Origin of the sequence: Streptomyces sp. HUAS 31 (assembly GCF_028198125.1) — a bacterium.
GTDB classification, from domain to species: Bacteria; Actinomycetota; Actinomycetes; order Streptomycetales; family Streptomycetaceae; genus Streptomyces; species Streptomyces chartreusis.
In genome coordinates this window covers 3,708,851-3,722,338 of sequence record NZ_CP116353.1, presented here as the reverse complement: position 1 = coordinate 3,722,338, position 13,488 = coordinate 3,708,851, and the positions used below count along the sequence as shown (strand labels likewise).

Annotated in this window: 14 protein-coding genes; 7 read left to right on the top strand and 7 right to left on the bottom strand. The window is 71.4% G+C overall.

Annotated elements, in window-relative coordinates:
* Positions 1-11: 11 nt before the first annotated feature.
* The 3 genes from PGH47_RS16415 to PGH47_RS16405 all read right to left on the bottom strand — a co-directional run bounded on the left by PGH47_RS16415 (position 12) and on the right by PGH47_RS16405 (position 2,425).
* Positions 12-239 (bottom strand): hypothetical protein, encoded by a 228-nt coding sequence (locus tag PGH47_RS16415; RefSeq protein WP_271664067.1) that lies wholly within the window; start codon positions 237-239, stop codon positions 12-14.
* 66 nt (positions 240-305) lie between these two features.
* Positions 306-1,244 (bottom strand): DUF6585 family protein, encoded by a 939-nt coding sequence (locus PGH47_RS16410; RefSeq protein WP_271664066.1) that lies wholly within the window; start codon positions 1,242-1,244, stop codon positions 306-308.
* Entirely contained in the window at positions 1,241-2,425 is a 1,185-nt protein-coding gene (locus PGH47_RS16405) for a BTAD domain-containing putative transcriptional regulator (RefSeq protein ID WP_271664065.1), read from the bottom strand. The genes PGH47_RS16410 and PGH47_RS16405 overlap by 4 nt, the downstream gene beginning before the upstream one ends.
* Positions 2,426-2,609: 184 nt before the next feature.
* Between PGH47_RS16405 and PGH47_RS16400 the strand changes: the two genes are divergently transcribed.
* On the top strand, positions 2,610-5,102 hold the full coding sequence (locus PGH47_RS16400) for a helix-turn-helix domain-containing protein (protein WP_271664064.1): 2,493 nt from the start codon (positions 2,610-2,612) through the stop codon (positions 5,100-5,102).
* Positions 5,103-5,155: 53 nt separating this feature from the next.
* Positions 5,156-5,923, top strand: a complete 768-nt coding sequence (locus tag PGH47_RS16395; RefSeq protein WP_271664063.1) for a PE-PPE domain-containing protein — start codon at positions 5,156-5,158, stop codon at positions 5,921-5,923.
* On the opposite strand, the gene PGH47_RS16390 is transcribed toward PGH47_RS16395, so the two are convergent.
* Positions 5,905-6,768, bottom strand: a complete 864-nt coding sequence (locus PGH47_RS16390) for a class I SAM-dependent methyltransferase (protein WP_271664062.1) — start codon at positions 6,766-6,768, stop codon at positions 5,905-5,907. The genes PGH47_RS16395 and PGH47_RS16390 overlap by 19 nt on opposite strands.
* Positions 6,769-6,877: 109 nt before the next feature.
* Here PGH47_RS16390 and PGH47_RS16385 point away from each other — a divergent pair, with 109 nt between their 5' ends.
* The 3 genes from PGH47_RS16385 (at position 6,878) to PGH47_RS16375 (ending at position 9,857) form a co-directional block, all read left to right on the top strand.
* Complete coding sequence (locus tag PGH47_RS16385; protein WP_271664061.1) at positions 6,878-7,357, top strand: Lrp/AsnC family transcriptional regulator; 480 nt, start codon at positions 6,878-6,880, stop codon at positions 7,355-7,357.
* 281 nt (positions 7,358-7,638) lie between these two features.
* Positions 7,639-9,252 (top strand): hypothetical protein, encoded by a 1,614-nt coding sequence (locus PGH47_RS16380; RefSeq protein ID WP_271664060.1) that lies wholly within the window; start codon positions 7,639-7,641, stop codon positions 9,250-9,252.
* 356 nt (positions 9,253-9,608) lie between these two features.
* Entirely contained in the window at positions 9,609-9,857 is a 249-nt protein-coding gene (locus tag PGH47_RS16375; protein WP_107905633.1) for a hypothetical protein, read from the top strand.
* 98 nt (positions 9,858-9,955) lie between these two features.
* Here the strand turns inward: PGH47_RS16375 and PGH47_RS16370 are convergent, their stop codons facing one another.
* Positions 9,956-10,927 (bottom strand): ankyrin repeat domain-containing protein, encoded by a 972-nt coding sequence (locus PGH47_RS16370; RefSeq protein ID WP_271664059.1) that lies wholly within the window; start codon positions 10,925-10,927, stop codon positions 9,956-9,958.
* Between the two features lie 314 nt (positions 10,928-11,241).
* On the opposite strand from PGH47_RS16370, the gene PGH47_RS16365 reads away from it, so the two are divergent.
* Together PGH47_RS16365 and PGH47_RS16360 are read left to right on the top strand one after the other, a co-directional pair.
* Positions 11,242-12,003 (top strand): YqeB family protein, encoded by a 762-nt coding sequence (locus tag PGH47_RS16365; protein WP_443048499.1) that lies wholly within the window; start codon positions 11,242-11,244, stop codon positions 12,001-12,003.
* Between the two features lie 130 nt (positions 12,004-12,133).
* Complete coding sequence (locus PGH47_RS16360) at positions 12,134-12,337, top strand: hypothetical protein (protein WP_269641684.1); 204 nt, start codon at positions 12,134-12,136, stop codon at positions 12,335-12,337.
* 30 nt (positions 12,338-12,367) lie between these two features.
* Here the strand turns inward: PGH47_RS16360 and PGH47_RS16355 are convergent, their stop codons facing one another.
* On the bottom strand, positions 12,368-12,559 hold the full coding sequence (locus PGH47_RS16355; RefSeq protein ID WP_271664057.1) for a DUF397 domain-containing protein: 192 nt from the start codon (positions 12,557-12,559) through the stop codon (positions 12,368-12,370).
* On the bottom strand, positions 12,559-13,404 hold the full coding sequence (locus PGH47_RS16350; RefSeq protein WP_271664056.1) for a helix-turn-helix domain-containing protein: 846 nt from the start codon (positions 13,402-13,404) through the stop codon (positions 12,559-12,561). Before PGH47_RS16350 ends, PGH47_RS16355 begins: the two co-directional genes overlap by 1 nt.
* Between the last annotated feature and the right edge of the window lie 84 nt (positions 13,405-13,488).

Here is a 13,488-nt window from a genome sequence, read left to right as displayed (position 1 = left end):
GGTGCGTGGTCTCAGTGGCGGGAAGCGATGATCAGGAGCAGGACCACGATCCCCAGGGCGATCAGGCAGCCCGAGCCGCACCCGGAGGAGCCCTTGCGGAACTCGACCACTCCGCCGGGGACGATGTGCGGATGGCGGCGGGCGTAGTGGGTCTCGATCGCCTGCTCGCCCTGGGACTCGCTCCCCCAGGCGGTGCGGTGCCCGCACTCGCCGCATCGGTATCGGTAGCTGTCGGCCATGCCGGAATCTCCTTCTGCGCAGGGTGTGGCGGGTGTGGCGGGTGGAGCGGAGGGGCGCGGGGTACGTCAGTCCTCGTCGCGCTCGGCCGCGGTGAGGTACTCGGCGAGGGTGCGCAGGACGCAGAGGTTGGGGATCCCGGACGTGACGGACCCCCACACCTGCCACCGGCCGGCGGTGCGTACGGCGACGGAGCCCTTGAGGATCTCGATCCGCTGGACCTGCGCCCAGCGCAGCGTCGTTCCGCGGGAGCCGAGTTCGGCCCTGGTGAGCCACACCGGACCGAAGTCGAGTCGCTCGCCCCGGGTCAGCGCGGCGAGGGCCCTCGGTACCTGGGCGTCGGCGACGGAGCGGTGGATCTCCGGTCCCCATGCCTCCGGCTCGCCGAAGTCGCGGCAGCGCAGCACGATCCGCTCACCGTCGAGGTCGACGAGGACATGGGCGCGGGTGAGGCCCTGCGAGGACAGGGCCCGGCGCCGGCGCACCACCGTGGTGTCGTACCGGACGACATGGATCCGCCCGTCGACGGCCACCGTCAGGCCGCGCTCGTACAGGTCCAGCCGGTCGATAGGGCCGGTTCCAGTCCTTTCGCGGTCGCCCCGCAGCAGCCGACGCGCACCGGCGAGACCGGCCCACCGGCGGCCCGGCTCGGCGAGCGGCGGCCCGTAGGTGGCCTGCCGCCGACCCAGACGTGCTCGGCCCGCGGCCTCGGAGACACGGGCCAGAAGCAGGGCGTCGGCGCGGGTGAGGGCGGGGTCCCAGGGGGGCTGATCCCGTTCCCCGCCACCCGCTCGGTCCGGTTCCCCGCCACCCGCTCGGTCCGGGTCCCGCTTCGTCCCGTCGGCCGCTCGGTCCCGTTCCCCGCCACGCGCTCGGTCCGGTTCCCCGCCACCCGCTCGGTCCGGGTCCCGCTTCGTCCCGTCGGCCGCTCGGTCCCGATCCGTTCCGTCGGCCGCTCGGTCCCGCTCCCGATCCCGGTCCCACCCCCGCCCCGTCCCGTCGCTCACGCCGCCCCCGCCCGCCCACGACCCGCCTCGTCCCCGCGCAGGATCGACCACCGTGCCCGGCGCAGCGGTTCGCCGGGCGCCACGCCCAGGTCGTCGGCGAGCCGGCGGGCCGTACGGTCGAACACGGCCAGGGCCTCGGCCCGCCGCCCTGCGTGGTGCAGCGCGCGCATCAGCAGCGCGGCGACCGGCTCGTTCAGCGGCTGTTCCAGCGCCAGCGCGGACAGGCCGGCGAGCGCGTCGGCGACCCGGCCCAGCCGTAGCTGCCAGTGCGCCTTCCGGTAAGCGAGGGCGACCCGGCGTTCGACGAGCCGCAGCCGCTCCAACTCGGCCAACGGCCCCGGCAGTCCGGCCAGCGGCTCGCCCCGGAACAGCTCCAGCGCACGGCCGTACAGCCGTACCGCCTCGGCCCCGTCCCCGGCCCGCTCGGCGGCCTCGGCCGCCCCGACCAGGTCTTCCATGCAGGTCACATCCACCTCGACCGCGTCCCGCACCAGCCGATAGCCGTACCGGTCGCGCCCGATCACCGAGTCGGGGCACTCCCCGAGCCGCAGGCCCTTGCGCAGCCGGTACACATAGACCGGTACGACGTTCGCGCCGGGCGACTCCATCCCCCAGACGCCGTCCAGCAGTGCCTGCCGGCTGACCGACCGGCCGGGGCTCAGCGCCAGCGCCGCGAGCACGGCCTGCTGCCGGACCGGGCCGACGTCCACCGACCGCCCGCCGAGCCTGGCCCGCAACGGGCCGAGCACACAGACCCGCAACCGCGCGTCGGCCGCAGCACCGCTTCCACCACCGCCGCCGGGGCCGGTCCGGCCGCGTCCGGTGACCGCCGGCGCCGACTGCCTCCGCGGCCCCTGCCCCGGTACGACCAGACCGCAGTCGAAGGCGTGCACGATGGCGGCGGTCCGGTCCGGCAGCCCCAACTTCACCAGGACGCGTCCCAGTTGTCCGGCCACCGCACGCTCCGGCAGCGACAGCGCGTCCGCGATCTCGGCGTCGGGCAGGCCGCAGCCGAGGGCGTACAGCACGTCGCGTTCCTGGGCGGTGAGACCGGCGAGACCCGGGCCGGACGGCTGGGGCTCGCGCACCGGCTGATGGGCGCCCGTGCGTGCCTGGGACGCGGCGCCCGGGCAGCCCTGGCGAGCGCTCGGGTGTCCCTGGCGTGCGGTCGTCGTAGGCATGGCGGTTCCCCGTTCTCCGGACCGGGCGAGGCGTTCGCTCCGGTCGATCCCGTCGATGCCATCGAAGGTGGCCCTGGTGTAGGAAACGTGGACAGGCCATTGAGGCGGTCATATGTGGCCGGTGACCGCGCTAGAGTCCCTCACCTGCGGAAAGTCGACATCTCTGGGGGAGAGGCTGTGACTTGTGGCCGGTGAGTTCGGCGAGGTGCTGCGACGGCTGCGGACGGCGGCGGGGCTGACCCAGGAGGAACTGGCGGAGCGTTCCGAGGTCAGTGTGCGCACGATCCGCGGCCTGGAGACCGGCAAGCGAACCAACCCGCGCATGACCACGGTGCAGCGTCTGGCCGAGGAACTCGCGCTACGACCCCGGGAGCGCGAGGAGTTACTCCGCGCCGCCGTCCGCCGGGACCAGGACGGCGGGCAACCGGCCGAACCCGAACCCGAACCCGAACCTTCGGCCGAACCCGAACCTTCGGCCGAGGCCGAGGCCGAGCCCGGCACCGAGGCCGACGCGGATCCCACCGGCGCCGCCCCGACGGACGCCGGACCCGGCGATCCACCCGCCCCGACCCCGCCGTCGACCGCCCTCCACCCCCCGTCCGACCCCCACCCTCCGTCCGCCCTCCACCCTCCGTCGGACCCCCACCCTCCGTCCGACCCCGCGGAACAGCTCGCCGCCCTGGTGACCGCCCGCTGGCAGCGCGAGGAAGAGCAGCGTCAGGTCCAGGACCCCTTCCCCCTCCCCGTCCGCTGGGAGACGGCACCCGAGGCACTGACCGACCACTGGGCCAACATCCTCCGGCTCCCCGCGCAGGCCACGGCCCACCCCCTCGACCTGGACGGCGAGCTCGGCGAGATCGCCGGCACCTACCGGCGCATCCCCTCCCGGCGACTGGTCGTCCTCGGCCGGTCCGGCTCGGGCAAGACGATCCTGGCCCTGCGTTTCGTCCTCGACCACCTCAGGACGCGCGGCACCTCCGAACCCGTCCCGGTGATCTTCAGCATCGGCGCCTGGAACCCCACCACCATCACCCTGCGGGACTGGCTGGCCGCACAGCTGACCCGGGATCACCCCGGCTACGCCGCCCGGGGCCGCGGCCGGGAGAGCCTGGCCGCCGAGCTGGTCGAGTCCGGCCGTATCCTCCCCGTCCTCGACGGCTTCGACGAGATCGCCGACGGCCTGCGCCGCCCCGCGCTGGAAGCGCTCAACGCCACCACCCTCCCCCTGGTCCTCACCAGCCGCCCCGCGGAGTACGCCGCCGCGGTCGCCGAGACCGACGTGCTGACCGCGGCCGCCGCGATCCGGCTCACCGACCTCACCCTCGACGACCTCGCCGCCTATCTGCCCCGCACCACCCGCAAACCCGGCCGCGAGGACCCCGACGCCAACGCCTGGGACCCGGTGCTGACCGCGCTGCGCGAGCAGCCCCGCGACCGGCCCGACTCCCCGCTCGCCACGGTCCTGAAGACCCCGCTGATGGTCGCGCTCGCCCGCACCATCTACAGCGACACCCCCGACCACGACCCGGCCTGTCTCCTGGACACCGAGCGGTTCGGCAGCCCGGAGAAGCTGGAGGACCACCTGCTCGACAACTTCATCCCGACCGTCTACCGCCACCGGCTGCACGGCAGTTCGTCCGGCGGCTCGCACCCGGGCTTCGACGCGGACCGCGCCCGGCACTGGCTCGGCTACCTGGCCCACCATCTGACCGGGCTCAAGACGCCCGACCTCGCCTGGTGGCGGCTCGGCAACGGACTGCGCCGCTCCACCCGCACCCTCGTCACCGCCGTCCTGCTCGCACTGGCCATCGGCCTGGTCGACGGCGCCATCAGTTTCGGCGTCAACGGCAGGGTCACCGGCGCCCTCCTGGACGCGTCGGTCGTCGGGCTCCTCGCCGGCCTGATGTTCGGGTTCGTGCACTGGCTGACGTACACGGCGAAGGGCAAGCAGGCCGCACCCTCCGCCGTACGCCTGCAGTTGCGCCGCAGGCCCGGTGCCACCGTGTGGACGGCCGGGCCCCGACTGGTGATCGGCACGCTCGGCGGGGCGGTCTTCGGCTTCGGGTACGGATTCGTGGTCGGCATGGTGATCACGTACGCCGTCACGTCCGACCTCTCGATCATCGTGCACGTCGGACTGGTCGACGGCCTCGTCTACGGCTCGGTCTTCGGCGTCGCCACCGGACTGACCTTCTGTCTCCTCGGGCTCCTCGAAACGCCCCTCGACATCGACTCGGCCGTCAACCCGCGCAGCCTCCTGACCACCAACCGCGGCACCGTGACCACCCAAGTGCTGGTGTGGGCACCCACGTTCGGAGCGGTGGTCGGCTTCGGCAGCGGCGTGGCTGTCGACGTCCTCCAGGGCTCGGTCGGCCCCCTCGTCTGGACCTCCGAGGCCGCCGCCCTGCTCGGCGTCATCAGCGGCCTCGGCGGCGCCATCGGCTACGCCCTCACCCTGACCGCCTGGGGCCAGTGGCTCGTCCTGACCCGGATCTGGCTGCCGCTGACCGGACGCCTGCCGTGGGCCGTGGTCACCTTCCTGGAGGACGCCTACCAGCGCGGGGTGCTGCGCCAGGCCGGCGCGGTCTACCAGTTCCGCCACGCCCGCCTGCAACAGCACCTGGCCCGGCACCACCGCCGCGCCGCCCTTCACGACGATTTCATCGCCCCTCTCTAGCGTCTGGCGCCACAGCACAGGCGAAATCCACCACCACGACCATGGGGGACACCATGCCGAGCACCCACCGGCTCACGCGCCGCGCCAAAGCCGTCGCGATCACGGCGGCGATGACGGCCGCCGCCGCTCTCACACCCGCCGTCGCGCAGGCCGAGGAGGCTCCGGGCCACTACTACATCCAGATCGGCGGCACCGGCACCGTGCAGCCCGCGCCCCAGTGCACCGGGACGTTCTACTACGCCAACCAGCACCTGGAGGAAGGCGCGAAGGTCGTCCCCGTCTGCTACCCCTCCAGCGCCGGCCCCTGGCTCAACGGCAAGAACCAGCCGGACCTCACCGCGCCGAGCTACGACAGCAGCGTGGCCCAGGGCTACGTCAACCTCCTGGCCGCCGTCGAGAAGACCCACCGCGACGATCCGACCGCACGCCTGACCATCGTCGGCTACTCCCAGGGCGCCCAGGCCGCCGACGCGGTCCTGGAGACCATCGCCGGCGGCGGCACCGAAGTCCCGCGCGAGCTGGTCGACGGCAAGCTGTACGCCGACCCGAAGCAGCCCGACACCGGCATGTGGGCCAAGGTCCCCAAGGGCCTGGGCGCCTTCGGCTTCACCTCCACCGGCCCCGGCCCCCGGGAGTTCAAGGGCGTCCCGGTCGCCCGCTTCTGCATCCGCGGCGACCTGGCCTGCGACGCCACGACGCCGGTCAACGCGCTCGACTTCTTCCTCACCGACAAGCACGCGCGCTACGTCCTGGAGGGCAACGTCCTGTCCAGGACCATCGCCCAGGAGGGCCTGAACGGCGTCTACTGGTCCGACAACTGACCGCCGCCGTTCTCCTGTTGCATGTACGGCAGTGAGCGGGCGGCACGCTCCAGGACGACCGTCCGCAGGCCGCCCGCCCCGCTCTCCTCGTGCCGCACCCGCAGCCCGGCCGTGCGCAGCTGCTCCAAAACCCAGGCGTGGGAGAGCCGAAGCTTGCGGTAACTGCGGGCGGTGAGCGTCCAGTCGGCGTCGGAGTCGGCGCGGGTGTGGATCAGATCGTGCACGACGACCGTGTAGTCGTTGTAGTCGTCCGGGTACTCCAGGAAGCACGTCATGATCCGGTCCTCGGTGGCCCGCACCGGCAGGAAGCGGTCGGTGCCGGTGAGCGGGACCGTCAGATCGCGGTAGGAGAACACGGCCGTCCCCTCGGGCGCGAGGGCCGCGGCGACGTCGGCGAAGAGAGCGGCCACGTCCCCGCGGGTCGGCAGATGCGTCAGGGTGTCGCCCAGACAGACGACGGCCCCCGCCGACCCCGGCCGCACCAGCTCCCGCAGGGCGCCGCGCACATCGGCCCGTACCGCCCGGACCGCGGGCAACCGGGCCGCGTGCGCGGCGAGTTCGCCCAGCAGCGGCCGGCTCAGATCGACCGCGAGGACGGAGTCGAAGCCCAGCGCGGCCAGCGCGAGACTGGCATGCCCCGGACCGCACCCCAGGTCCACGGCCAGCGACCCGGCCGCCGTACCGATCGCCGACCCGGGCGTCACGCCCCACTCCGCGAGCGCGGCACGCTGCCCCGCCGCGAGGGCGTCGAGATCACCGCCGAGCATCCAGGTGTAGTGCTCGGCGAGGAAGCGGTCGTAGTGGTCGACGGCCTGGTCGGCCACGAGATCGGCGGCGGTCGTCATGGACGAGGGCTCCCTTCGGTCCGGCGTCGGCGTGGGAAATGTAGGACGGAACACGGGAGTTGGGCGGCTCGGCCGAACCAAATTCGGTGACGCGGGAAGAATCACGGCCATGGACGACACTGATTCGGCGATCCTCACCTATCTCCAGCGCGATGCACGGCTGACCAACCGCGAACTCGCCCGCAGGGTCGGCATAGCGCCCTCCACCTGCCTGGAACGGGTCCGCGCCCTGCGCGCCCGCGGAGTGATCACCGGCTACCACGCGGCCGTGCAGCCACGCCTGCTCGGCCGCTCGCTCCAGGCCCTGGTCTTCGCCAAGCTGCGCCCCCTGAGCCGGGAGGTGATCTACGACTTCGAGAGCTATCTGACCCAACTCCCCGAGGTCGTATCGGTGTTCGTGGTCTCGGGCGAGGACGACTTCCTCGTCCATGTGGCCGTCCCCGACATCGAGCACCTGCACGCCTTCCTCATGGACCGCTTCAGCGCCCGCCGCGAGGTCGTGACGTTCCGCAGCTCGGTGATCTACCGGCAGACGGGCACCCGCGTCCTGACGCCGATGGACGGCGCCGGGCGCGAGGGGGAGCCCTGAGCCCCCGGGGAGGAATTGCATCGAACCCTTAGTCCGATCACGGGAGTTGACTGCCCTCGGGTGTGACTCACGTCACCGCTCTCCCGCCCATAGAAAGCGGATGCGCCCCCCTGTCGTACTGGCATGCTCATGAACGACTACTGGGGGGTAACCAAGCCACCGTCCGCGCGCCCCGCGCCGGACCGGCCATACCGGCATGCCCGTCTCGACGACCGGCGTGCCGACCCCTCATGCGTCACCTCCTGTAGCGCACCCCCATACACCGCTCCCGAGGAACACGCGTGCACAGACCCAAGTTCAAGAGCCACGCCGTACTGTCGGCGATCGCTCTCGCGGCCGTACTGACCACCGGCTGCTCCACCAACACCCCGGCCACCACGGACGCGGCGGCCTCCACGGCTTCGGACAGCCCCGGGCCCGCGGCCGCCCAGGAACAACTCGCCGTCGTATCGGCCCCGTCCGGTGCGGCCACCCCCACCGCCGTGGCCGACGGCGACGGCGGAGGCGGGGCGAAGAAGTCCTCCCTAAAGGTCGCCTCGTTCGACAGGAAGACCGGCCGGGCCGTCATCACGGCGCGGACGCCCACGAAGCCGACGGCGAGGCCCTCGACACCTCCGTCTTCCGCCACCCCGGCGGACCCGTCCACCACTGCTCCGGCCGACCCGTCCGCCGGTGCATCGGCGTCTTCGTCGGCCGGGGCTTCGGCGGGGCCGTCGACCCAACCCCCGGTGGCCGTCGGCGACATCATCGCCAGCGCTCCCGCCCCCGGCGCCCCCGACGGCGTGCTCGCGAAGATCACGGACGTCGTGGGCGCCGCGGAGAACGGCGGTACGGCCGTCGAGACGGAACCGGCGAAGCTCAACTCCGTGCTGGGCGCGAGCAAGGCCGAGGGCGAGGTCCCGGTCGACCCGTCGTCCGTCGACGTCAAGCCGCTCGTGAACGGCGTGAAGGTCTCCTGGGCGAAGACCGGCGACCTCCACTTCGGCCCCGAGGGCGCGAAGCTCCCGCTGGGCAGCCTGCGACTCGACGTCGGCGCCGCGATCGCCACGGCCGAGGGCGCCCCGGCGTCGGCGGCCGCGTCGGTGGAGGGCTTCGTACAGCTGGCCCCCGAGGTCGCGTTCTCGTACGACGGCTCGGAGGACGCGGACGGCTCGGACGCCTCCGGGACGACGGGCAGCGCCGCGGGCTCCGGGACGGCGGACAGCACGGCCGACTCCGCCGGGGAGGGCACGTCACCCGGCGGAGCCTTCCTGGGCCTCTCGGGTGACTGGGCCTCCAAGTGGTCCCTGAAGGGCCGCGCGGCCGGCTCCACCGACGGGCAGCCGATCCGCATCCCCTTCGCCGAGCTCCACTCCGACCCGGTGATCCAGGTCGGCCCGATCCCGGTCGTCGTCAACCTCGACCTGACCTGCTACATCCAGGTGAACGCGGACGGCAAGGTCACCGTCGACGTCGAACAGGACCTCAAGGGCGACTTCCGCGTCGGCGGCAGCTTCTCCTGGGCCAAGGGCTGGACCCCGGTCAGCGAGTCCGACATGACGGGCGAGCCCCTGAAGACCAAGGTCACAGCGGCCGGCGACGTCAAGGCGGCCCTCGGCGCCGAGGCCACGGTCGGCCTCTACGGCACGGTGGGCGTCACCGCCGACCTCGCCCCGTACGTCCGCGCCCACGCCGACGCGTCGGCCGAGGGCTCCGCCGACGGCACCGGTTCGGCAGCAGGCGCCTACGCCCTCTACGGCGGAGTGGACCTGACCGGCACCCTCAATTTCCAACTCACCATCTTCGGCACCCCCGTCTTCCAGACGAAGATCCCCCTGGGCGCCCTCCACCACGAGTGGCTCCTGACGGAGGGCAGGGCAACGACGACGACCCCACCCCCGACGAAGTCCGGCTGACCCACACATCACGCGATGACGCGGGCCGCAACGCTCAACACGAGCCGCTGCGGCCCGCGTTGGCGATCCCCGCATGTTCGCCATTCACCCGAACCCGCGTGACTGGCCGCATTGCCCTTCCAGCTCTGGAGTGAGCGGCTTGCCGTCCATGGTGGGGTGCCGGCCTAGGCGGTCCCCTCTGGCCGCGTCGCGTAGCTGATGGGGGCTCATGCCTGGCGGCGAAGAGCTGATTGCCCCTCACGGTCGTGGTCCGGATGGCAGCTTCGATGAGCGCTGCTGGACATATCGGATTAGCCTCCCAAATGAGCGCTAAGTAGATCTTTAGTCGTGCGCTCTACGCGAACCAAGGAGGAGACATGCGCAAGCTTCAGAAGGCCGCTCTTGCGGCCGCGATGGTCGGGTCCCTGAGCCTCATAGCCACCGGCACCGCCTCCGCGCAGTCCTCGTACGACGGCCATGGTCACGGGGGTTGCAAGTCTCACGACATGAACATCGAGCTTCTCAGCAACATCGGGGTGCTCCCCGGTCTTGCAGGGAACGCGCTCAATGGCGAAGGCAACCCGGGTGCGATGTACAACGACATCGGGTCCGACTGCCACCACTGAGCGAGATCGATTTCGTGGCGTAGTTCAACGCAATGGGCCCCGGTGCCCTGGGCGACGAGCCCGGGCACCGGGCCTTGCTTTGGGCGGAGCGGGGCCGGTCAGTGAGCCCAGTGATCCCGGTTCGGCAGCTCCACCCACCTGTCCGGCATGCCCACCACCGCCCGCGTGTCCGTCGGGCGCAGGCCTGTCCAGGCGCAGGCGTACGCAACCGCGTTGTGGCGGAAGAGATAGGACGACAGGACCTCCTCGGGAGAGGACTCCTCGTCCGGGGCGCCGCCCGGGTGGAGGTCCCAGCCCTCTATGACGCCGTCCCGGGTGGTGCTGCCCTGGTTGCCGCTCTTGGGGTTGGCGTAGAGGCCGTAGCTGATGGTGCCTCGGGACAGGCGGGTGTGTGTGCCGGGCATGGAGGGTGCGTAGCCCCAGGGCTGGGCGACCACGCAGCCGCCGGGGACCGTCGTCACGCCGACGATGCGCAGGGTTTCGTCCGGGTCGTAGGCATACGGATCGTCGATGATCTCGGCCACCTCCGTCTCGTCCGCCGGAGTTGCCTCCAGGCGGCGCACCGCCTCCTCCGCATCGATGCCGGCCACGCAGGCCAGGCCGAAGCCGTCGTGGTCGATGCCGGCCAGGGCCTCGGTCAGACGATTGCCCTCCTGGGCTGCCGCGTGCTCCCGGTCGGTGAGGCCGGTCTCGCCTGGCGGCAGGGGGAAGAGGTCCGGGGTGGGGCCTGCCAGGCTCAGGCGTCCGGGGGACCAGCTGCCTATCAGGGGGCGCCAGGGGTCGGCTCCCGCGGCGGCGAGGGCTCGGGCGTTCTCCGGGCGATCGGACATGATCGCCTCCCACAGGGCTGTGGTGCCGTATTCGAGCGCGTCCACGTCTGCCACTCGGCCCGCCAGTTCCGCTACGACCTCCGGTGAGCCGAAGACCGCTGCCCGGTGCAGTGCGCGGCTGCCTCCGCGACCCCAGCGCTCGGGGTCGGCACCCTCGTCCAGACGGCGTCTTACGTCGGCGTAGTCCTGCCAGCCCTCCCAGTTCATGCCTGACCAGCCGTGCTCATGAGCCGTCACCATGCCACCTCCGGGCGCGATACGGGTCCATCAGTCCATGTCAGGAGCTCTCCACCTCCGACCTCGGCGGCCGCCCCCTCCTCACTCACACCTTCGCAGGCCGCACTGACAATCCCCATCGGCGAGCGGCGAGGCGGGGGCGGGCCGAGTGCCGCGACCAAAGTCGCGGCTGCCTAGACCATCGGCCGATGGCAGGGGCTACGGCCCCTCGTCAGACTCGGCACTGCGCCATATCGGCGACCGGCAACCGGCGGAACGGGAGAACGCCGGTGAGCCGGAACGTCGATCGGCGACGAGTGCAACGGAACTGACGCGGCATGAGGACGGGGGACATGGCGGACACGGGGCGAATCGGAAGTGGGCAGGGCCGAGCGGGGGACCTGGTGAAGGGGGAAAGGGGTAGCGATGGCGTCGCCGTTCTCAAGGAGTCGGCCTGGGTTCTGACGCTCTTTTGCCTGGCGTGCGGGGCCGTCGTCGGTGGGGTGGTCACTCTTCTTGCCGAGTGGGTCGTGAGGTTGTCGTGGGGTCCCTTGCAGGGGCCGGCCAGGCTGCTGACGTCCGTGCCGGAGCCCTGGCAGAGCGTCGGGTCCGTCGGGGTGGGGGCGGCGCTCGGGCTGGTGGTCGGGGTCATCGCGGTGCACGAGTCTCTGTCGGTACGGGTGTCCGCCGACCGTGTGGTGCTCGGCGTGAGGGACTCGTCGCAGGACTTCGGGCGGGACCGGATCGGCCTGGTGGTGCGCGACGGCAAGCAGCTCGTGCTGCTCGGGCCGGACGGTATGGAGATCGCCCGGGAGGAGTGCGGTCTGCCCTGGGCCCGGCTGGCCGAGGCCTTCGCCGCGCACGGATACCGGTGGGCGGACGAGGATCCGCACCGCGAGGAGTTCCGGCGCTGGGTGCCCGGGATGACCGGGCTGCCGGACGGGGCTGATGCGTTGCTGCGGGCTCGTGCGGCGGCCCGGGAGAAGGACGCGGGCGCCGACGACGCCCGGGAGTTGCGCGGGGAGTTGTTGAGGCTCGGCGTCGTCGTGCGGGATGAGAAGGGGCGGCCGTACTGGCGGATCCCTGGTCGGTCTTCCTAAGGGCTCAGGGATCGGGGATCGGGGAATCTCCGGTCTCCGGGCCCCGAGGTTCGTCCTCGCGTTCGAGTACGGCAGTCGTATCGGCCGAGAAGGCTGACAGGATGGCGGCGACCGTACTGGAAGAAGGGGGATGAGCGTGACCGTGCTCGTCTTGGTCGGCGTCCTGCTGCTCGTCGTCGGGGGATGCGTCTGTGTCGTGTGGGCGTCGCGGGGCGGCCCGCGCTGGGTGCGCGTGGTGTCCAGCGTGACCCTGGGGGTGGCCGAGGTGGTGGGGACGCTGGCCCGCAGCTCGGGGAAGTCGCGGTCGGGCTCGGGTTCGAGTTCTGACGACTGACTGGCCGGTGCTCAACTGGGCCCGGGAAACTTAGTGCTGACCCAACGCCTCTATGAACGTCTGCCACGCCCGTCCTTGGACCGACAGGACGGGCCCGCAGCCGTGCTGCTTGGAGTCGCGCACGCGAATGTCATCGTTGACGTGGGCGCACTCCACACATTCCGTCCCGCTGCCACCGCTGTATGAGGACTTGAACCATTGGTAGTGCGAGGGCGCCGTCATCACAGCTCCTTGCTTATACGGTGGATGATCTCTGCCGAGGACACAAGGTCGAGTGCTTGTGCGCTGAGGTACTCGAACGCCAATCTATAACGCTCCAGTTCTCCTTGCTTCTCCATGAAGAGGCCACCCCCGAGCAAGTCGACGTACACCACGTCCAGCTCCGAAGCGGGACCGCGAAGGACAACAAAGCTGCCGACAGCAGCTGCGTGCGCTCCGGCCGAGAAGGGCAGCACCTGCACGGTGATGTGCGGTAGCTGAGACATGGTGAGCAGGTGGCGCAGTTGACCCTGCATGACGTCGCGGCCGCCTACTCGGCGTCGCAGTGCTGCTTCATCGATCACGCACCAGATGTGCGGTGGTTCATCGCGATCGAGGAGCTCTTGCCGTTTCATGCGGATGTCCACCATGTGCTGGACTTCTCGTTCTGGGCACTGCACTTCTGAGGCTCGGTGAACAGCCTCTGCGTATGGGCGAGTCTGAAGCAGCCCCGGCACGTACATGCAGGCGTAGTGATCTTCGCGTACAACCTCGTCCTCAAGGGTGAGCATGAGGTTCATGGACTCGGGGATGGGGCCAGCGAGCGATCGCCACCAACCTTGGATTCTGGCGCCCTTTGCGAGGTCGACCAGTGCGAGACGCTCCGCGTCAGAGGCTCCGTACTCCCGGCAAAGGGCATCAACAGCCGGCCACTTGACCGAGCCCTCCTTCGTCTCGTAGCGGCTCAGTGTCGCCTTTGAGATGCCGACTCGCGCGCCTGCCTCCTCAAGAGTCATGCCCTTGCGTTCCCTGAGGCGGCGTAGGTCAGCGCCCAACTGGCGCCTGCGAGTGGTGGGTCCGACTGCCATGTCCTAGGCCCTTCATGTCGATCCGTCAGATCCTGCGGCTTGGGTGCGCGCAGCTGCAAGGCGGTGTGCGCTGGGGGCGTGCAG